This window comes from Curtobacterium sp. GD1 (assembly GCF_020882855.1).
In the GTDB taxonomy this organism is placed as follows: Bacteria; Actinomycetota; Actinomycetes; order Actinomycetales; family Microbacteriaceae; genus Curtobacterium.
In genome coordinates this window covers 1-19893 of the sequence record NZ_JAFEVQ010000024.1, presented here as the reverse complement: position 1 = coordinate 19893, position 19893 = coordinate 1, and the positions used below count along the sequence as shown (strand labels likewise).

The following is a 19893-nucleotide window of genomic DNA, read 5'->3' as shown; positions in this document are numbered from 1 at the left end:
TCGCGCGGTGGACCCGGCCCCGCCGGCGGACGGGGCGGTCAGACGAGGGCGGGTCGCGCCTCCTGGACGGCTCCCTGCTCGGCCGGTGCCGCGGTCGCCGGACGCAGCGACTCCGGGAGCAGCGCGGCGTGCGCGTGCAGCAGCTCGTCGGTCATCTCGGCGATCCGGTCGAGCGTGAGGTGCGCCGCGGTGAGGGGGTCGAGCGCGACCGCGTGGTGGACGTGCTCGACGCTGCCGGTCAGCGCCGCGCGGACCGCCAGCGTCTGCACGTTCGTGTTCGTCCGGTTGATCGCCGCGAGCTGCGGGGGGAGTTCGCCGAACGAGATCGGGGTGACCCCGTTGCCGTCGGCCAGGCAGGCGACCTCGACGCAGGCGTCCGACGGCAGGTTGGCGATCACGCCGGTGCGGTTCGGGACGTTGCCGTAGACCACCGCGGGGACGCCGGTGACGATCGCGTTGACGATGCTCGCGCCGTACTCGACCGACGGGGAGAGATCGGCCTTGAGCTTCTCGAGCTGCTGGTCGACGTCGCCCTGCTCGTCGTGGGCGAGGCAGATCTCGTAGTAGTCCCAGCGCTCCGGGATGTACTCGAGCACGGTCTCCGGATCCTTGCGGAAGTACGGCACGTACTCGCTCGCGTGGTGGCTCGACTCGGTCTCGAAGTACCCGAACGACCGCATCAGCTGCGTGCGGACCTGTTCGTTGCCGCCCTCGTAGTTGCTCGCCGCCGCAGCCGCCTCGCTGTGGTCGCCGTCGTCGTCGTGCAGGTCGGCCGCCGCGACGCCGCGCCGGTGCTTCGCGGTCATCACCTCGCGGAGGCGCGGGTACAGGTCCTCGCCGTTCCGCCGCGTGAACTCGAGGATCCAGGCTTGGTGGTTGATGCCGGCGCTGACGTACTCGACCTCGTCGTACGGCACGTCGAGGGTCCGGGCGAGCATGCGCGTGGTGCCCTGCACGCTGTGGCAGAGGCCGACCGTGCGCAGGCCCTTCGCGTTGAGGAACGCCGTGGCCATCGCCATCGGGTTCGCGTAGTTGATGAACTGGGCGTCCGGGCAGAGCTCGAGCGCGTCGCGGGCGATGTCCTCGTAGGCGCGCACGGAGCGCAGGAAGCGGAACACGCCGCCGGGTCCCACGGTGTCGCCGACGGCCTGGTCGATGCCGTACTTCCGGGGGATCTCCACGTCCCACTTGTACGACTCCACGCCGCCGACCTGGAACGTGATGATGACGACGTCCGCGCCGGCGAGGGCCTCGCGGCGGTCGGTGGTCTCGAGGACCTCGGTGCCGAGGCCGTGGTGGGCGACGAGCTCGCGGGCAGCGCTCGCGGTGCGGGCGACCCTGCCCGCGTCGAGGTCCATGAGGTGCAGCGTCGCGCCCTGCAGTGCGGGGAAGGAGACGAGGTCGCCGATGAGGCGGAACGGGAAGACGAAGCCGCCGGCGCCGATGATGGTGATCTTGGTCATGCAACGACGGTAGGAAGCGGGGGCGGGTGCGGGCCTCCGGCTTCGGACGGCGGGGTTCCAGGATCCTCGGATGGGCGCGCTCGGGTCGCTGTCGGTCCCGGGGGTCGCTGTCGGGCCCGGGGGTCGCTGTCGGGCCGGCGGGTCGCTGTCGTAGGCTCGCGGTGTGCTCGACGTGGAGACGATGGAAGCGGCGTACTGGAGCCACCGTGGCCCGGCGCCGCTCATGCCGTCGTCCCACCGGCACGACGACCTCGAGATCAACCTCGTGCTCGACGGGCACCTCGACTACCGCTTCGGCGGCGCCCCGGTCAGCGTGCACGCCGGCGAGATCGCGCTCTTCTGGGGCTGGACCCCGCACCAGCTCGTCGGCGACGGGACGGGGACGGGGGAGTTCCGGTGGGTGCACATCCCGCTCGGCGAGGTGCTCGCGTGGGGGCTGCCCGACCACGACCTCGGCGCGATGCTGCTCAACCGGCCGGTCGTCGTGCCGACCGAGGCCGCCGGTCGTGACGTCGAGTCGATGCTCGGCTCGTGGCAGCGGGACTTCGCGGACGAGGGTGCCGAGACCATCGCGAACCTCGAGGCCCAGGCGCTCGTCCGACGGCTGCTGCGGCACCACCGGGACGCCGTCGACCTCCGCCCGGGCGGCGGGCACGGCACCGCGGACGCCATGCACCGGGTGATCGACATGGTGCGGTTCGTGGTCGACCGGTTCCGTGAGCCGATCGAGGTGGCCGACGTGGCCGCGGCGGCGCACCTGCACCCGCACTACGCGATGTCGGTGTTCCGGCAGGACGTCGGGACGACCATCCTCGAGTACCTCACCCGGTGCCGGGTGGCCGAGGCGCAGCGGTTGCTCGCGACGACCTCGATGACGACGACGGAGATCGCGCACGCAGCGGGGTTCGGGTCGCAGTCGAGCTTCTACGCGCACTTCGCCCGGGCGTGCGGCGGGCCGCCGGGGGAGTACCGGGCGCGGTCGCGCTGACGGCCTCCGCCGCGCGCGGCGGTCAGTTGATGATCTCGCCCCGCTCGTCCGCGCGCAGCGCCGCCAGCCGATCGCGCCACGCCTGGAGTGCCTCCGGCGTCAACCGCGGCCAGTCCGTCACCTCGCCGGTGATCCGGAGCGGCGCCGTGCTGCGGTAGGAGCGCGTCGGGTTGCCCGGGAACTTCTTGTCCGTCACGTTCGGGTCGTCCTCGAAGGCGCCGGTCGGCTCGACCTCGTACACCCGGGGGAGTCCGTCGCCCGCCGCGAGCTCGGCCGCGAGCCCGGCGCCGTCACGGAGCGCGGTGAAGTACACGTGGTTCATCACGACCTCGGGTCGGTAGTTCGAGTGGAACCCGGCGGTCAGCAGGTCGCCGACGTGCAGGTCCGCCCTGGTCCCGTGGAAGAACGGCCCGTCGTCCAGTGCGTCGCTCACGGCGTCAGGGTAGCCCCGGCGCCGGCTGCGGCGGCACGTCAGGCAGCGGTGACCTCGACGCGCCGGACGCTCCGGGTCGACGCGGCGACGGCGGTGGCCAGCACGATCACGACCGCGCACCCGACGAGCGTCGCCGGGGTGCCGACCACCCCCGCGAGGGGTCCGACGAGCGCCTCACCGAGCGGCACGGCGACGAACGACCCGACCATGTCGTACGAGTACACCCGCGAGAGCAGCTCCCGCGGCACGTTCGTCTGCAGCGCGTGGTCCCAGGCGATGGAGAACAGTTCGAGGGCGGTGCCGCCGAGCAGGAACGCGACGAGGAGCACGGGGAGGGTCGGTACGAGTCCGAGCGCCACTGCGGGCAGCGCGGTCACCGCCATCGTCGCGACGCCGATGCCGAGCGCTCGCCGGGGGCGCCACTGCAGCGCCACGACCGCACCGAGCGCGAGCCCGACGGTCTGCGCGGACACCACGAGTCCCCAGGCAGCCCGACCGAAGGACCCGTCGGCCACCACGGGGCCGAGCACGGTCGTCGCACCGACGAAGGCGGCGTTCAGGACGGTGAACTGCGCCACCACGGTCCAGACCCACCGGCGCCGGGTGAACTCCGCCCAGCCGTCCCGGAGGTCGGCGAGCACGGACGTCGGCTCGGCGTCGACGTCCCGCACGCGTCTCGGCAGCCGGATCCGCGTGAAGAGCAGCGCGGCGAGCGCGAACCCCGCCGCGTCGATCGCCAGCCCCCAGCCGGCACCGACGACGGCGACGACCGCCGCACCCGCCGACGCACCGACGATGGTGCCGCCGTTCAGCGCGAGCCGGATCACCGCGTTGGCGGGACGGAGTTCCGTCGCCGGGACGGTCTCCGGCACCATCGCCGCGGTCGTCGGCAGGCTCACCGCGGCGACCGCGCCGTTCAGGATGCTCAACAGGACGAGCAGCGGGACGGTGGCGCTGCCGGTCAGGACGAGCGCGGCGATCGTCGCCTGGGTGGCCGCGGCCGCGAGCGACGTGACCACGAGCAGCACGTCACGGGGCAGCCGGTCGGCCAGCACGCCGCCGACGAGCAGGACGGCGACGTTCGCCACCGATCGCGCCGCCACCACGAGGCCGAGGTCGACGGGGGAGCCGGTCAGGTCGAGGACCGCGAACGCGAGGGCGATGGGTGCGACCGCGTTCCCGACGATGCTCACCGTCCGGGCGGTGACGAGCCACCGGAACGGGGCGTGCCGCAGCGGCCCGGTGCCCCTCGGCGTCCTCACGGTCGCCGCAGCGGGAACATCGAGACCGTCATCGAGACCGGCACCGTTCCCGGCGTCCGCGGTGGTCGGGCCGCGGCGTGCAGGAGCGCGGCCGCGTCGCCGACGTGCTGCACCACGCGGCGCCAGGTGTCCGGTCCGACCCAGAGCTCGGCGTCGGTCGAGGTCGACGGACCGGTCGTGCGGTCGTCGGTGCGCCGGAGGAGCTCCTGGACCAGGGCCTCGACGTACACACGCTGGTCGTCCGCGGGGACGACCTCCGGAGAAGCACTCCCGTCGCCGTCGTCGAGCCGGAACCGCCGTGCCGACGACTCGTGCCGGTACCGCTTCGCGTCACCGCCCCGGAGCCGCACGGTCTCGACGACCCGCACGAGTCCAGCGCGTTCGAGCATCCGCAGGTGGTAGCTCGCCGCGGCCTGGGAGACGCCGAGCTCGCGCCCGGCCTCGGCAGCGCTCATCGCCGCACCCGTGACGAGCGACAGCAGTCGCAGACGGACGGGGTGCGCGGTCGCCCGGAGGCTCTCGATGGTGGACACGAGGGCCATCGTGGTCGGACCCGGCGCGACCGTCAAACGGGTCTTTGGGGGTCGGGCGCCGAGCCGAGGTCGCGACGGAGTCCCCCGAGCGGTCCACCCCATCTCCCCCTCAGGGTGGACGCGGCCGACTCCCAGGTCCCCGTAGCGTGGCCGCCGTGATCGAAGTCGAGCACCTCACCAAACAGTACGGTCCGAAGACCGCCGTCGACGACGTCTCGTTCGTCGTGCGGCCGGGCAGCGTGACCGGCTTCCTCGGGCCGAACGGCGCCGGGAAGTCCACCACGATGCGCATGATCATGGGGCTCGACCGCCCCACGGCCGGGCGGGCGACCGTGAACGGGCAGCCGTACACGACCTTCCGCGACCCGCTCCGGCAGGTCGGGGCGCTGCTCGAGGCCAAGGCCGTCCACCAGGGCCGCAGCGCCTACAACCACCTCCTCTCGCTCGCGGCGACCCACGGGATCCCGAAGTCCCGCGTGCACGAGGTCATCGACATGACCGGCCTCGACTCCGTCGCGAAGAAGCGCGTCGGCGGGTTCTCGCTCGGCATGGGGCAGCGACTCGGCATCGCCGCGGCACTGCTCGGCGACCCGAAGACGCTCATCCTCGACGAGCCGGTCAACGGCCTCGACCCGGACGGCGTGCTCTGGGTGCGGCAGCTCGCCCGGCGCATGGCCGCCGACGGTCGCACCGTGTTCCTGTCCAGCCACCTCATGAGCGAGATGGCGCAGACGGCCGACCGCGTCGTCGTCCTCGGCCGCGGCCGGGTCCTCGCCGACGCCCCCATCCAGGAGTTCGTCGCGGCGGGCGGTGGCACCGGCGGCAGCCGCGTCGTCGTCCGCACGCCGGCCCCCGACCAGCTGTTCCAGGCGATCGGCCCGAACGCCTCCGTCACCCCGCGCGAGGACGGCACCTTCATGGTGGTCGGCCCGGACGCGACCACGGTCGGGAACATCGCCGCACAGGTCGGCGTCCCGCTGCACGAGCTCACACCCGTGGGCGCCAGCCTGGAAGAGGCCTACATGGCGCTCACCCGGGACGACGTCGAGTACCGATCGGAGGGCACCCGATGACCGCCACGACCCTGCCGCCCACGACCCTGCCGCCCACGATCGGGCTCGGCTTCGGCCGGCTCGTCCGCAGCGAGTGGATCAAGCTCCGCAGCATCCGCTCCACGATCTGGTGCCTGGCGATCCTCGTCGTGGTCACGATCGCGATGGCGGTCCTCATCGGCAACGCCCTCGACGTCGGCACGCCCGTCGCCCAGGACTCTGCGAACGGCACCCTCGTGACGATCAACACCGCGAGCGTCTCCCTGACGGCACTCGTCGTCGCGGTGCTCGGCGTGCTCATCATCACGGGGGAGTACGGCACCGGCCAGGTCCGCTCGACCTTCACCGCCGACCCCCGCCGGACGGGTGTGATCCTCGCGAAGGCCTCGGTCCTCGCGGTCACCACCTTCGTCGTCAGCGCGGTGTCGATCTGGATCGGGGTGTTCGCCTCGGCAGCCCTGCAGGCGGGCAAGGGCGTGCACGCCGACCTCGCCGATCCGTCGGTGTTCATGCCGCTGCTCGGCGCCTCGGTGTACGTCACGCTGCTCGCCCTGCTGGCGTACGGCATCGGACTCCTCGTCCGGTCGAGCGCCGGCGGGATCGCGATCACCCTCGGGCTCCTGCTCGTCGTCCCGATCGTGCTGTCGCTCATCGCGAGCGTGCTGCAGGCGCAGTGGCTCCTCGACGTCACGAAGTTCCTGCCCGACCAGGCCGGGATGCAGCTGTTCACCTACTCGGCCGGCGACGCCGCGCCGCAGGAGGGCATCGTCCTGAACGGCTGGGGCGGCTTCGGCGTGCTCGCGGCCGAGGTGGCCGTCGTGGGCGCCCTCGCACTCGTGGTGGCACGCCGACGCGACGTCTGACGCCACCATCCCCCGGACTGGAGGCGCGGTGTCAGCTGGCGTCGCGCCTCCAGTTCCGTAGGCTCGCACCGTGCACCGCCCCCACCTCCTCGTGCCGCCGCTCGCCGTCCTGCTGCTGCTGGCCGGCTGCACGGCGACGCCGACGGTCGACGAGGAGGCGCTCGCCGACTGGCGGAGCGCGCAGGAGGCGGCGACGGAGACCGACCCGGACGTCCTCGGCGTGCTGACCGCAGACATCCAACCCGGCGACGAGGACCCGTCCGAGGTCGGGACCGGCGTCACGCTGCGGTTCCCGGCCGCGAAGGAGATCGACCACCTCGAGTTCTCGTGCTTCGGCAACGGGCACATGCGGGGGATCGTCCGCATCGAGTCCCGGGGCGGATCAGGCGACTTCACCGTCGACCCCGTGGCCTGCCGGGACAGCCCGAACCCGATCCGTCTGACGCGGCTCGCGAGCACGGACGTCGACTCCGTCGCGTTCAACGGCTTCGACAGCGACCGGTCGAGCGCGTGGCGGCTGGTCATCGTCGGGACGGCACCGTCCGCCGGCTGATCAGCGCCGGAGGTCGTACCGGTGCAGCGTCACCCCGTTGTCCCACCGCTGCTGCTCGAGCAGGTCGAGGACCAACGGCGGTCGCGCACCCGACGGCGGCGGGTCGAACAGCGGCCGCCCACGCCCGAGGACGGCGGGGTGCGTGAAGACCATCAGCTCGTCGAGGAGTCCGGCGTCGAGCAGCTGCGTCGCGATGCTCGGACCGCCGACACCGACGTCGCCGTCGGACTCGGCGCGGATGCGGGCGAGCTCGTCGATCGCATCCTCGTCGCGGCCGATGATCCGCGTGTTGTGGTCCGCCGCCGTCCGCGACCGGGAGACCAGGACCTTCGGCTGCTCGGTCCAGATCTCGCCGTACTCGCGCATGTAGGCGGGCAGGGACTCGTCGGTGCGGGCGTCGGGCCAGAACGGGTCCATCATGTCGTGGACGATGCGGCCCTCGACGGACAGCGTCATCGCCCGCGCGCGGCGGTTGAACTCGCGGTGCACGGTCTCGTCGATCCGGATCCACTCCGGTCCCTCGACGCCGCTGTGCTCACCGGCCTCGGTCTCGACGAAGCCGTCGAGCGAGGCGTTGATCCAGTACACGAACCGTGCGGGCATCTCGCGACTCCTTCGTCGGACGGGCCGGTGGGCGTGAGCGTACGCTCGCGCTCGTCCGCACGCTCCTCGACGACGAGAGCAGGTCCATCGTGCGCCGGTCACTCAGAGCAGTCCTCGCGATCGCGACGGTCGCGGGACTCGCGACCACGTTCCTCCAGGTCGGTACCGGTGGTGCGCCCGCCGTCGCCGCGGAGACCACGTCCGCACGGGGCGGTGCCGCGCCGACCCACCAGAACCCGATGACGCTCGCCCTGCCGGACGGCCAGACCGCGGCGAGCTGCGCCGACCCGACCGTCGTGCGCGGGGTGGGACGCGACCGGAACTGGTACCTCTACTGCACGACCGACGCCCTCACGGCGACGGAGCAGAACCCGGACGGGTCGCTCGTGCAGCACGGGGTCCCGACGTACCGGTCCACCGACCTGACGCACTGGACGTACGTCGACGACGCCTTCCCCACGAAGCCGGCCTGGGTGGGCGACGCGAACGGCATCTGGGCGCCGGACGTCGTGTACCGCGCCGGGACGCACGGGCGCCCGGGCACCTGGTACCTCTACTACGCGGCGTCCGACACCCCCAGTGGCACGGCACCGACCGGCGGCGGATCGGCCGTCGGTGTCGCGACGAGCCCGGGCCCGACCGGACCGTGGACGGACTCCGGCGGACCCGTGGTGGCACCCCAGGCGGCACCGAACGGCACCGGGCAGCGGTGGGAGTTCGACCCCGAGGTCATCACCGACCGCGGCAGCACGTACCTGTACTTCGGCAGCTACTTCGGCGGGGTGAACGTCCGCCGGCTGAGCAGCGACGGCCTGCGGTCGATCCCCTCGACCGAGCGGCAGATCGCGATCGACAACCGCTACGAGGGCACGTACCTGATGCGGCACGACGGCTGGTGGTACTTCATGGGGTCCGCGACGAACTGCTGCAACGGCGCCCTGACCGGGTACGGCGTGTTCGTCGCCCGGTCGCGCAGCCCGCTCGGCCCGTTCACCGACCAGGACGGCGTGCGGATCACGAGCACCCGGGTAGGTGGCACGCCCCTGCTCGCCCAGAACGGCAACCGCTGGGTCGGCACCGGGCACAACACGGTCGTCACCGACCTCGCCGGGCAGGACTGGATCGTCTACCACGCCGTCGACCGGGACGACCCGTACTACGCGGGCCAGGGCACCTACACGAAGCGGCCCGTGCTCATCGACCCGCTCGACTGGGTGCACGGCTGGCCCGTGGTCCGCGGCGGAGCCGGCCCCTCGGACGGCGTGCAACCGGGGCCGGTGGCGCAGCCCGGTCAACGGCCGACGTACCGCGCCACCGCCGCACCGGTCGACGTGCCCGGTCGGACGATCCGTGCGCTGTCCACCGACTTCGACGGGACGACCCTGCCGCCGGCGCTCCGCTGGACCCGTGAGCCCGATGCCTCCGCGTGGACGGTCGCCGGGGGCGCCTTCCGGTGGCGGACGCAGGACGCCGACATCCACCCGCCGCAGACACCGCTCGCCTCGGTCCTGTCCGAACCGGCTCCCCGGGGCGACTGGGTGGCCGAGACCACCGTAGCGGTCGACACCCCGGCGACCGGCGACGGCGTGAACTACGTGCAGGGCGGGCTCATCGTGTACGGGAGCGACAGCGACTCCGTGCGCCTGACCTCGAACTCGATCTTCGACACCCGGCAGACGGAGTTCGGCAAGCAGGTCTCCGGGCAACCGGCCGGTGCCCCGACCTACGGGAACATGGTCGTCGGGCCGGTCGGGGACACCACCACGCTGCGGATCGTGCACCGGTTCGTGGCCGGGGAGCACCGCTACACCGCGTACACCAGTGTCGACGGGCGGCACTTCGTGCGCGGCGGGACGTGGACGGCGGACCTCGGGACCGAGCCGCGGATCGGGCTGATCTCGCTCGGCGGTGCGGGCTTCACGAGCACCTTCGACGACCTGCGGGTGAGCACGGTGGCGACGGGCCGCTGAGCGCGTCGACGGAACACGATCCCCGCCGGGATGCGAAGATGCATCGTTGCCTGCCGGAACCGAGAACGAGGGTCAGATGAGTCCGACCGAGGACACCGCGTCCACGGCCCCACTGCTCGACGGGCGGTACCGGCTCGAACACGCCATCGGCCAGGGCGGCATGTCCGTCGTGTACCGCGGGGTCGACGAGAGCCTCCACCGGCCCGTCGCCGTGAAGGTGTTCCACGCCGGCACCGTCGACGTCGCCCGGCAGGAGGCCGAGCTCGGCGTCCTGGCGTCCCTCGAGCACCACAACCTCGTGAGCCTGCTCGACACCGGCGTCGTCACCGGCCACGACGGCACCCGCCAGCGGTACCTCGTGATGGCGCTGGTCGCCGGGCAGGACCTCGAGGACCGGCTCTCCGTCGGCCCGCTCGCCTCCCGCCACATCGCCGAGATCGGCTACGACATGGCCGAGGCGCTGCACTACATCCACAGCCACGGTGTCGTGCACCGCGACATCAAGCCGTCGAACATCCTGCTCGTCGACTACGGCAACGACTCCGACCGTGCACGCGCCCGGTTGACCGACTTCGGCATCGCGCTCGCCGCCGGTGTCGAGCGGCTGACGGCCGACGGCGTGACCACCGGGACCGCCGCCTACCTCAGCCCCGAGCAGGCGCGGGGCGGCGAGGTCGGTCCGCCGAGCGACGTCTACTCGCTCGGGCTCGTGCTGCTGCAGTGCTTCACCCGCCGTCGGGAGTTCCCGGGGTCGCTCGTCGAGTCCGCGGTCGCGCGGTTGTCCCGCGACCCGGTGCTGCCCGAGCCGCTGCCCGAGCACTGGAAGGTCCTGCTCCGGGCGATGACCGCGCAGGACCCGGCAGCGCGCCCGGCCGGTGCCGATCTCGTGACCATGCTGCGCGACGTCGTCATCGCGGAGACCACCGCCGCCGACCACGTCGTCGAGGCGCCGCCCGTGGCCGAGGCTGCTGCGCACGCCGACCGTGCCCGCCCAGCGACGCTCGACAGCCTGCCCGAACAGGCGCTGCAGCGCACGACGGCGATGGCCGCGCGGCTGTTCGACGCCCCGATCGCCCTGGTCGAGGTGCTCGACGAGGACCGTGCCTGGTCGCAGTCGTACATCGCTCCCGGTGTCGACGACGCGGCGCGCCACATCAACTTCCGCAACGGGTTCGCCCCGGTGCCGGTGCCCGTCGTGATCCCGGACGGCCAGACGCACCCCGAGATGCAGCACAGCCCGCTCGTCACCGGCCCGCTCGGCATCCGGTTCTACGTCAGCGTCCCGCTGGTGAAGCACGACGGCACCCCGATCGGCACGCTCGCGGTGCTCGACACGAAGCCGCGCCGGACGACCGGGGCGGACCTCGCGAACCTGCACGACCTCGCCGCGCTCGCCGTCACCCAGCTCGAGATCCGTCAGGAGTCGCTCCGCACGACGAGCGACGCGCTGCCACTGGCACCCTGACGGGTGGTCGCGGTCAGGAGTCGGTGAGGGCTGCCGCGTAGGCCCGGACCGACCGGTGGTACCGGGGGAGCGTCGGCTCCACCGCCTCGATCGCGACCCGGAGCGCCTCGTCGTGGCGACCGGCACTGTGCAGCGCGAGTGCGAGGAACACCTTCGGCGCTGCGCCGGTCGCCGGGTGCTCGGGGGCGTCGCGGAGCATCGTGATCGCCTCGTCGACCCGGCCGAGGTTGCGGAGCGTCGAGGCGTGCTGGACGACCATCCGCGCCGCTCTCGCCGGATCCACGGTGTCGAGCCCGGCTGCCGTCGCGGCCGTGTAGTGGACGTCGGCCTCGGCCTCGTGTCCGCCGGAGTCGTTCGCCCCGCCGAGCTCGAACGCGCCCAGCGCCGGGTGGGGTGCGGCGTCGGCGAGGACCCGCATGCGGTCGATGCGCTCCTGGTCGTCGATGGTGTCGTCGGCCCAGAGTGCGGCGACGCGGGCTTCCCAGTCCTCGGTGCTCATCCCACCAGCGTATTGGCGGACCGGTCCGGGCCGTCCGCGACCGTCGCCCGGAACGACCGGACGAGGGGCACCCCCGGGTGCACGAGCACCGGGGTGCGCCAGGCGAGCGCCGAGCCGACCGCGGGGTACTCGGCAGCGCGGACGAACCACGGGTCGTCGTGGTCGAGGGCCTCGAACCGGACCGTGGCGCCGACGCCCTCGAACACGGCCGACCACTCGACCCACGGCGCGACCGATCCGTGCACCGCGTCCTCGCCGCTGGCCGTCGCCGTCCGGACCGCGATGTCGGCGCACGGCGGGAAGCGCCAGGTGAAGCCGCCGTACCCGGCCCCGACCCGACCGTTGCTGCCCGGGCCGCCGAGCCGGACGACCGCGTCCCCGGGCACGCGGAACGACGACGACCACGTGAGCTCCCACCCGGTGTCGACCGCCCGCCAGGCGAGGGCCCGGTCCTCGTGCAGGGCGACGTGGCCGTCGGGACCGCGCCAGACGACCTCTTGCCGCAGGGAGGGGCCGTGGTGCTCGGCGTGCACGACCGTGGCGCTCCCGTGGTCGTCGCGCCAGACGTAGCCCTCGCCGTGGACGTACGTCCGTCCGCCCCAGCAGTTCACGCCGTCGAGGTCGGGGATCGCGAACCCGACGCCGCAGTGCCAGTCGTGGTCCGGCGGGTGGTGGGCGCTCACGACCGTGCCGCCGAGGGTCCGCACCGGGTGCAGGTACGGGCGGGGCGACGACGTCGGGATCGTCCCCGCGCCGTCGAGGACCGACGCGACCGCGACGCCGTCGACGACGAGCTCGTCGAGCACCTCGTCGCGGTCCGCTTGCGCCCAGGGCGCGCCGACCTCGGAGAACAGTGCGCCCTGGTCCGCCGCGCGGTCGACGACCGACTCGACGTCCGTGACGAGCGGCCGACGCGCGGGCCCCTCGCCGTCCCACGTCACCCACGGGTGGTCGATCTGCACCGGTTCGGTCGCCCGCACGGCTTCGAGCACCTCGACGAACGCGCCGGTCGACACGAGCGGCACGAGCAGCGCGTCGCCGCGGGACCGGTGGGCGAGCAGGTTCTCGAGCAGGTCGGTGCGCCCGAGTCCGTGGGTCACCCCGTCGATCGTGACCTCGTCGGTCGTGTACCCGAGGACCGCGCTCCCGGTCGTGCCGCGGACCCGCACGCTCGGGAGGACCTCGGTCGGCCCGCACAGGGTGAGCGCCGCGGTCGCCTCGCGTCCGGCGGTCGTCGTGACCCGGACGGCCGAGGTGTCGTCGCCCTCGATCGCGTTCGCCCGGTACAGCTCCACCTCGACGCGCGCCACCTCGTCGGCTCGACGGCAGCCGACGACCGCGAGGGCGGTCGCCACGGCGTGGGCGAGCGGGTTCGTGACGACGCCGTCGAGGACGTCGACCCCGTCCACCCGGCGACGGCCGGCCCAGGCGGAGCGGTCCCAGTACGCCTGGTCGCGCGTCCAGGTGCCGACGGCCGCGGCGGACCGGACGGTCCCGACGAGCGACCCATCACGGAGTGCGGGCAGCGCGTGCGACCCGAGGCTCTGGAACCCCACCTGGACCACGCGCCCGCTGCGTCGTTCGGCGTCGAGCAGGGTCGCCAGGTCCGCGCGGCTCGTGACCGGCGGCTTCTCGAGGAGGACGTCGGCGCCGCTCTCGAGGGCGGCGAGGGCGAGGGGGAGGTGCGCGGCGATCGGGGCGGCGACCACGACGACGTCGACCGGGCCGGTCGCGCGGGCTGCGGCGACGTCGTGGACGACCGGCACCCCGCCGTCCTCGTCGGTGTCGAGGGTCGGGTCGACGACGGCCGTCAGCGTGCAGGCCCCGAGGCCGACGAGCCGGTCGATGGTCGCCCGGTGGTGCAGGCCGTAGCCGCGCGCGCCGACGAGGACGATGCCGGGAGGCGCGGTGCGGCTCGGGTCCCCGGCCGCCGGTCGCTCCGTGGTCACGACCCCACCGACGGGGTCCCGATCACGACACGGGTCCGGCCCGGCGCGCGTCCGGTGACGTGGACGTGCGAGCCCGTCGGCCGGTCCGTCCCGCCGAGGAACGCGTAGTCCTGACCGGGCGCGTAGAACGCGGGTTGCCCGGGGCCGGAGCCGTTGCCCGGCCCGAACGTCACGGTGTCGGTGCCGACGCGGTACGAAGCGGTCCCGGTGACGAGGACGCGTTCGGCGGTGGCGGCATCGGTGCTCACACCGGAGAACGTACCCCCGTCGCGGAACGTCAGCTGGAGCGACCACGGGACGTCGGCCCCGGCGGTCTCGATGTCGAGCGTGACCGCGTCGGCCGTCAGGGCGACGTCGATCGTCGTCGTGAGCGCCACCTCGTCGGCGGTCCGGCTGCCGAACGCCATCGACGCCGAGAACCGCCCCTCGTCGGCGAGCGCGTAGTCACCGTCGGCCAGCCGGTGCTCGGGTGCGAGCGGCTGGTGGTAGCCGGCCGACACGCGTTCGGTCAGCCGGAACCGGCCGGCGCCGAGGTCCTCGAGCCTCGTCGGGCGGAACGGGCCGAGGCCGAAGAACTCCCGCGAGAGCCGGACGTCGGTGAGGACGACGGCGCCGGCGACGACCCGCAGGAACGTCGGGCTGTTCGCGAGCCCGGAGCGGACGTGTCCGGCCGCCGGGACGTCCGAGCCGGCGAAGAGCACGACGTCGCGGTCGGCCTCGCGGACGTGGACGAGCCGTGCCGCCCGGAACGTCGAGGTGCCCCGGGGGAGCGGTGCGCCCGCCGGCAGCGGCCGCTCGAGCACCGGGTCGGTCATCGCCCGTGCGGCCACCGCGCCGGGCTGCCAGGTGTCGGCGACCGCTGCCCGGGCGGCGACGGCGGCGAGGTCGGCTCGGCCGTCGAGCACCGCGACGTGCCAGAGCAGGGGTGCGAACGGTCCGATCCCGAACGGCTGCGACTGGTCCTGCCGTCGGGACTGCACGGTCTCGACGGTGTCGTCGGGCAGGAGCAGCGCGAGCGTCGCGTCGAGCGAGCGGCGCACCGGGTCGAGCAGCTCGGGCCGCCCCAGCACCGACGCCAGCACGAGGAAGGACGGGCACGAGACCGCCGCGGCGTAGTTCGGGCTGCGCTCGGACCACAGGCCGTCGGCGTCGATGTCCGGTCCCTCGGCGAGCCACTCGTCGATCCGCTCGACGAGGGCCGGGTCGGGGTGGAGCCGGTGGACGCGGGCGAGTGCGGCCGCGATCTCCCACCGGTGGTTCGGGGTGTGCACGCCACCCGTCAGCAACGCCGGGGTCGCGCGGTGCACGATCTCGTCGAGGTCGTCGGCCAGCGCCGCGGCCGTCGGCACGGTCGCACGGTACGGCGCGAGGAGCTCGAGCGCGTCGCACACGTCGTTGACCGTGAACGCGGAGTCGGGTGGGGAGAGGACGTTGTCGCCGCCGACGAACGTGCCGCCGGGGGACTGCCTGGTGGCGAGGTGCCGGACCCAGCCGTGCGCGGTGGCGAGGTCGTCGTCGGTGGGGCGAGCCGCGCCTCCCGTCCGCTCGTTCCGGACCCACGCCCCGACCAGGGTGAGGGCGCGCGCCATGAGTTCGCGGTGCTGCAGCGTCTCCGGGGCGTCGGTGGCCTGCCGGAGCCGGGCCGCGTCGGCGTCGGCCGCGGTGCCGGCGAGGTCGAGGAAGCCCATCAGTCCTTGAGGCCCGCGTTGAGGTCCGCGCCGTTCACGTACTTCTGGAAGACCAGGTAGATGAGGACGAGCGGGATGATCGAGATCACCGAGGCGCCGAGCAGGACCGTCCAGTTGACGTTCTCCGCGCCGACGATGCTCTGCAGCGCGATCTGGATCGTGAACTGGTGGGGGTCGTTGAGGACGAGCAGCGGCCAGATGTAGTCGTTCCACCGCCACTGGAACGAGAAGATCGCGAGCGTCAGCATGATCGGGCGGGAGATCGGCAGCATGATCCGCCAGAAGATGCCGAACTCGCTCGCGCCGTCGATGCGGGCGGCTTCGACGAGGTCGTCCGGCACGGTGAGGAAGAACTGCCGGAACATGAAGATGCCGGTCGCGGTGATCACCGACGGCACGATGATCCCGGCGAGCGAGTCGTACATGCCGAGGTCGCGGATCACGATGAACGTCGGCGCGAGGATGACCTCGGTCGGGAGCATCGTCGTCGCGAGGATGCAGACGAAGAAGACCTTGAGCCACCTGTTGTCGTACTTCGCCAGCGCGTACCCCGTCGCCGCGCTCGCCAGCACGGTGAGGACGGTGGTGACCAGCGCGACGATGACGGTGTTGCCGAAGTAGCGGGCGAAGTCGTAGCTCGCCCAGGCCTCCGTGAAGCCGCTGACCGACCACGTCTTCGGGAACAGGGTGAGCGGGTAGGAGAACAGCTCGCCGCCGGGCTTGAACGCGCTGAGGACGAACCAGAGCACGGGGAAGCCGAACGCGATGATGAAGACCCAGAGCAGGGCGGTGGCGGCGATGGCCCTGGGGCGGGGCGGGCCGTCGAGGCGCTTGGTCCTGGTCGTGTTCTTGTTCTTGGCGGTCCCCGACGTGACGTCGGTCGCGGGTGCGCCGGAGGCGCTGGGCAGGGTGGCGGTCATCGGCGGGCCTCCGTCCGACGGTTCACGGCCAGCTGGATGAGCGCGATGGCCATGAGGATGAGCATGAGGACCATCGACGCCGCGCTCGCGTAGCCGATGTGGGCGTTCTGGAACCCGTTCGTGTAGATGTACTGCACGAGCAGGTTGTTGTCGGTGCCGGGACCGCCGCCGTTGAGTGCCTGGATCGTCGCGAACTCCTTGAAGGCGCCGAGCGACGACAGCAGGACCACGATGAACGACGTCGGTGCGATGCTCGGCAGCGTGATGTAGCGGAACTGGTGCCAGGCGCCGGCGCCGTCGAGGGACGCCGCCTCGTAGTAGGACTGCGGCACGTTCCGGATCGCGGCCACGAACAGCAGCATGTTGAAGGCGGCTCCGGCCCACGCGGTGGCGAACACCACGACGAGCAGCGACAGGTCCGCGTTCGACTGCCACGGGACGGCCTTGCCGCCGAAGGACTCGATGACGAAGTTCGCGAGCCCGAAGTTCTCGCCGAACATCCACCGCCAGATGACGCCGGTGACGATCGGCGAGATGAGCCACGGCACGAAGAAGACGATGCGAGCGACGCTCCGGCCCTTCGCCGCGGGGCTCGTGAGCATGAGCGCCATCGACAGGGAGAGCACGAAGCCGAGCGGCACCGCCACGATCGCGTAGAGGAACGTTCGGAGGAGCGCCGCGTAGAAGGTGTCGTCGGCGAACAGCTCGAAGTAGTTCTCGAGTCCGATGAACTTCGGGGCGACGACACCGTTGTAGTCGGTGAACGAGTAGCCGAGGCCGATGACCGCGGGCCACACGAAGAACACGACGAACAGCACCGCGTTGACGCTGACGAAGAGGATCGGGGCGAGGACGGGCTTGCTGACGCCGGAGCGGCGGCGCTTGGTGGTCCTCGCGGCGGCGGGCCGGCGGGGCGGCACCGGGGTGGGCACGGCGGTCTGCACGTCGCCGGCTGCGGTGGGGATGCTCACGATGATCCTCTTCGTTCGTCGCGGTGTTGCTGGGGGGAAAGACGCCGGGGTCGGGTGCGTGCACCCGACCCCGATCCGTCATCCGACGTGCTCTTCGTAGTACTTCGTGATCGTCTCGAGGGTCTTCTTGGCCGACTGCTGCCCGTTGATGAGCTTGCCGACCTCGGCGGTGGTGGGGTCGGTGCCGAGTTCCTTGCCCTCGACCGCCCACTTCGCGCTCTCCTTGGCGTAGGAGCTCGAGATCGGGTCCGCCGCGTCGATCTCCTTCTGGTAGAGCGCGAAGGAGTCCTTGGCGGCCTGCGACTCGAACGGGTAGCTGATGTCCAGTCCGGTCTCCACCGGCAGGAAGCCGTTCGTCGTCACGAGCTTGGCGTAGTTCGTCGGCTCGTACATGTAGTCGATGAACTTCTTCGCCGCGGTCCCGCGGGCGTCCGAGTTCTCGAAGCCGACGATGTTGCCGCCGTAGTTGATCTCGGTGGCGTGCGTCGGGTCGGCCGGAGTCGCGGCGCTGGCCCAGTCGAAGTCGGTGATGTTCGACGCGAAGTCCGACGACTGCCAGACGCCCGAGAAGTAGGCGACGACCTGGCCGCTCTTGAACAGGGCGTTCGGGTCCTGCCCGCTCGTCCACACCGACTTCGGCATCGTGGAGTCGTCGTTCATGTCGGCGAAGTCCTGCAGCGCCGAGACGGTCTTCGCGTCGGTCGGGAAGGAGCCGTCCTTCTCCTGCTGCATGAAGTCGGTGCCCTTGGTGAACATGTAGGCGCGCAGGCGGGACGGCGAGGAGTCGAACACCAGGTCGTACTTCGCGCCGGTCTTCGCCTTCACCTGGTCGGCGGCCTGCAGGAACTCGTCCCAGGTCCAGGCCTTCGCGGGGTCCGTCGGGTAGGCGATGCCGGCCTTGTCGAACAGCGACTTGTTCACGAACAGGCCCGCCGCGGTGACGTCGGACGGGATCGAGGTGACCTTGCCGTCGTCGTCCTTCGCGATGATGTCCTTGTCGATCTTGTTCGCGTCGTCGTCCACGATCGAGGCCAGGTCGACGGTCTTGCCGGTCCAGATCGGGTCGATGCCCGCGGCTCGCACGACGTCGGGCAGCGAGTTCGCCTGCGCCGACTCGCGGAGCTTCGTCTGCAGCCCGTCGTACGGCAGGTTCACGATCTTGACCGTGACGCCGGTCTTCTTCTCGTAGTCGGTCGCGAGGTCCTGGTAGCCCTTCTCCTGCGCCGTCGACGTGGAGAGCCAGAAGGTCAGCTGGTCGACCTTGCCGCCGTCGCCGGAACCGCTGCCGGAGGCGCAGCCGCTCAGGAGCGCCAGTGCGGCGATGCCGCCGGCGAGCGCGAGCATCTTCTTGGATGACTTCATCGTCACTGCTTTCGTTCGGGACCACTGGCGTCTGCCGTGGGCGAGCGTTCGGGGTGTCTCGGCCGAGGAGACAAGGTCTACACGACGCCCGGTGATTCTGGCAAGCGCTTTCCTGCAGAATGTTTGGACATTGTGACGTGACGGCTCGGTCCGTTGCCGCGGCTCCGCCCCGGCGGGCGGGAAATCGCTATCCTCGCCACAGACAGCCCTCGCCACACAGCGCGGAGCCGACGGACTGGAGGCGCGACATGCCCGAACGGAGCTCGGTCACCCTGGCGGACGTGGCTGCGCGGGCAGGCGTCTCGCTCGCGACCGCGTCGCGCGCGCTCAACGGCAGCGTGCGGAAGGTCCGGCAGGAGTCGGTCGACCGCGTCCACGCCGCGGCCCAGGAGCTCCGGTACACCGCCAACGTGCAGGCCCAGGCGGTCGCCCGCGGGACCACCACGACGCTCGCGCTCGTCGTGGGTGACATCGCCGATCCGTACTTCGCGGCCATCGCCGCCGGGGCCATCCGCGCCGCCGACGACGCCGGGCTCGTCGTCACGATCACGTCGACGGGAGGGGACCCGTCGCGCGAGGCGGCCGTCCTCGGCGTCGTCGCGGGGCTCCGGCCGCGGGCCGTGGTGCTCGCGGTGAGCCGTCGCCTCGGTGGTGGCGCCGAGCTGGCGTCGGCCGTCTCCGGACTCGTCGCGGCCGGCGCGGGGGTGTCGGCGCTCGTGTCCGACCTCGACGGCGCCGTGGCAGGCGTGTCGGGAGTGCAACCACTCGTGATCCGGAACCTCAGCGGTGCTGCGGCGCTCGCCGGGGCCCTGGTGGAACAGGGGCACGACTCGTTCGCGGTGCTCGCCGGGGATCCGTCGCTCGCCACCGCGCACGCGCGCTACGAGGGCTTCGTCGCGGGCCTCGCCGCCCACGGGATCCGGGTGCCCGACGACGCCGTGGTGCCGTCGGAGTTCACGCGGGACGGCGGGTACCGGGCGATGGTGTCGCTGCTCGACCGGGCTGCGGCGGGCTCGGGGGCGTTGCCGCGGTGCGTGTTCGCGGTCACGGACCTCATGGCGGTGGGGGCGGTCGCGGCGATCCGGGAGCGCGGGCTCGTCCCGGGGGTGGACGTCGGGGTCGCGGGGTTCGACGACGTGCGGATGCTCGCCGACGTCGTGCCGGCGCTGAGCACGGTGCGGTTGCCCCTCGAGGAGATCGGGGAGCGGGCGGTGCGGCGGGCCCTCGGGCTCGAGGCGGACGGCGCCATCGACGGCGAGGTCGTGCTGCGCGCGAGCACGGCGCGCTAGCGGGCCCGGCTCGGGCGCGCCGGGCCCGCT

At 72.4% G+C, this 19893-nt stretch carries 18 protein-coding genes; 7 read left to right on the top strand and 11 right to left on the bottom strand.

What is annotated here, in order from left to right; all coding sequences use genetic code 11:
- Positions 1-38: 38 nt before the first annotated feature.
- On the bottom strand, positions 39-1463 hold the full coding sequence (gene melA, locus JSX79_RS13485) for an alpha-galactosidase (protein WP_229086661.1): 1425 nt from the start codon (positions 1461-1463) through the stop codon (positions 39-41).
- 163 nt (positions 1464-1626) lie between these two features.
- Here melA and JSX79_RS13480 point away from each other — a divergent pair, with 163 nt between their 5' ends.
- Positions 1627-2451, top strand: a complete 825-nt coding sequence (locus JSX79_RS13480) for a helix-turn-helix domain-containing protein (RefSeq protein WP_229086660.1) — start codon at positions 1627-1629, stop codon at positions 2449-2451.
- A 22-nt stretch (positions 2452-2473) separates the two neighbouring features.
- On the opposite strand, the gene arr is transcribed toward JSX79_RS13480, so the two are convergent.
- From arr to JSX79_RS13465, 3 genes are read right to left on the bottom strand one after another with little or no spacing between them, the layout of a single operon-like run.
- Positions 2474-2884, bottom strand: a complete 411-nt coding sequence (gene arr / locus JSX79_RS13475; protein WP_229086659.1) for an NAD(+)--rifampin ADP-ribosyltransferase — start codon at positions 2882-2884, stop codon at positions 2474-2476.
- A 38-nt stretch (positions 2885-2922) separates the two neighbouring features.
- Positions 2923-4146, bottom strand: coding sequence for an MFS transporter (locus JSX79_RS13470; RefSeq protein WP_308061386.1), 1224 nt, complete (start codon positions 4144-4146; stop codon positions 2923-2925).
- Complete coding sequence (locus JSX79_RS13465; protein ID WP_229086657.1) at positions 4143-4688, bottom strand: helix-turn-helix domain-containing protein; 546 nt, start codon at positions 4686-4688, stop codon at positions 4143-4145. The genes JSX79_RS13470 and JSX79_RS13465 overlap by 4 nt, the downstream gene beginning before the upstream one ends.
- 146 nt (positions 4689-4834) lie before the next feature.
- Here JSX79_RS13465 and JSX79_RS13460 point away from each other — a divergent pair, with 146 nt between their 5' ends.
- From JSX79_RS13460 to JSX79_RS13450, 3 genes are all read left to right on the top strand, one after another.
- Positions 4835-5752, top strand: a complete 918-nt coding sequence (locus JSX79_RS13460; RefSeq protein ID WP_070419118.1) for an ABC transporter ATP-binding protein — start codon at positions 4835-4837, stop codon at positions 5750-5752.
- Entirely contained in the window at positions 5749-6594 is an 846-nt protein-coding gene (locus JSX79_RS13455; protein WP_229086656.1) for an ABC transporter permease, read from the top strand. Before JSX79_RS13460 ends, JSX79_RS13455 begins: the two co-directional genes overlap by 4 nt.
- 70 nt (positions 6595-6664) lie before the next feature.
- Entirely contained in the window at positions 6665-7147 is a 483-nt protein-coding gene (locus JSX79_RS13450) for a hypothetical protein (protein WP_229086655.1), read from the top strand.
- On the opposite strand, the gene JSX79_RS13445 is transcribed toward JSX79_RS13450, so the two are convergent.
- On the bottom strand, positions 7148-7750 hold the full coding sequence (locus tag JSX79_RS13445) for a dihydrofolate reductase family protein (RefSeq protein WP_070416472.1): 603 nt from the start codon (positions 7748-7750) through the stop codon (positions 7148-7150).
- 89 nt (positions 7751-7839) lie between these two features.
- Here JSX79_RS13445 and JSX79_RS13440 point away from each other — a divergent pair, with 89 nt between their 5' ends.
- Positions 7840-9720 carry a family 43 glycosylhydrolase gene (locus tag JSX79_RS13440; RefSeq protein WP_229086654.1) on the top strand — a complete coding sequence of 627 codons (1881 nt, stop codon included), beginning with the start codon at positions 7840-7842 and terminating at the stop codon, positions 9718-9720.
- 76 nt (positions 9721-9796) lie between these two features.
- Positions 9797-11185, top strand: a complete 1389-nt coding sequence (locus tag JSX79_RS13435) for a serine/threonine-protein kinase (RefSeq protein WP_229086653.1) — start codon at positions 9797-9799, stop codon at positions 11183-11185.
- A 13-nt stretch (positions 11186-11198) separates the two neighbouring features.
- Here JSX79_RS13435 and JSX79_RS13430 read toward each other — a convergent pair whose 3' ends face one another.
- The 6 genes from JSX79_RS13430 to JSX79_RS13405 all read right to left on the bottom strand — a co-directional run bounded on the left by JSX79_RS13430 (position 11199) and on the right by JSX79_RS13405 (position 18574).
- The gene (locus tag JSX79_RS13430; RefSeq protein ID WP_229086652.1) at positions 11199-11684 is read right to left on the bottom strand and encodes a tetratricopeptide repeat protein; all 486 of its coding nucleotides are present in this window, start codon (positions 11682-11684) and stop codon (positions 11199-11201) included.
- Positions 11681-13633: a DUF6807 family protein gene (locus tag JSX79_RS18720; protein ID WP_229086651.1), complete on the bottom strand. Its 1953-nt coding sequence runs from the start codon at positions 13631-13633 to the stop codon at positions 11681-11683. The genes JSX79_RS13430 and JSX79_RS18720 overlap by 4 nt, the downstream gene beginning before the upstream one ends.
- A complete protein-coding gene (locus JSX79_RS13420; protein WP_229086650.1) occupies positions 13630-15321 on the bottom strand; it encodes a hypothetical protein in 1692 nt (563 codons plus the stop codon). Before JSX79_RS13420 ends, JSX79_RS18720 begins: the two co-directional genes overlap by 4 nt.
- Positions 15321-16241, bottom strand: coding sequence for a carbohydrate ABC transporter permease (locus tag JSX79_RS13415; protein WP_229086649.1), 921 nt, complete (start codon positions 16239-16241; stop codon positions 15321-15323). The genes JSX79_RS13420 and JSX79_RS13415 overlap by 1 nt, the downstream gene beginning before the upstream one ends.
- Positions 16238-17212: a carbohydrate ABC transporter permease gene (locus tag JSX79_RS13410; protein WP_229086648.1), complete on the bottom strand. Its 975-nt coding sequence runs from the start codon at positions 17210-17212 to the stop codon at positions 16238-16240. The genes JSX79_RS13415 and JSX79_RS13410 overlap by 4 nt, the downstream gene beginning before the upstream one ends.
- A gap of 78 nt (positions 17213-17290) precedes the next feature.
- The gene (locus tag JSX79_RS13405; RefSeq protein WP_229086647.1) at positions 17291-18574 is read right to left on the bottom strand and encodes an extracellular solute-binding protein; all 1284 of its coding nucleotides are present in this window, start codon (positions 18572-18574) and stop codon (positions 17291-17293) included.
- Between the two features lie 248 nt (positions 18575-18822).
- Here JSX79_RS13405 and JSX79_RS13400 point away from each other — a divergent pair, with 248 nt between their 5' ends.
- Positions 18823-19863, top strand: coding sequence for a LacI family DNA-binding transcriptional regulator (locus JSX79_RS13400; RefSeq protein ID WP_070416467.1), 1041 nt, complete (start codon positions 18823-18825; stop codon positions 19861-19863).
- Positions 19864-19893 lie beyond the last annotated feature (30 nt).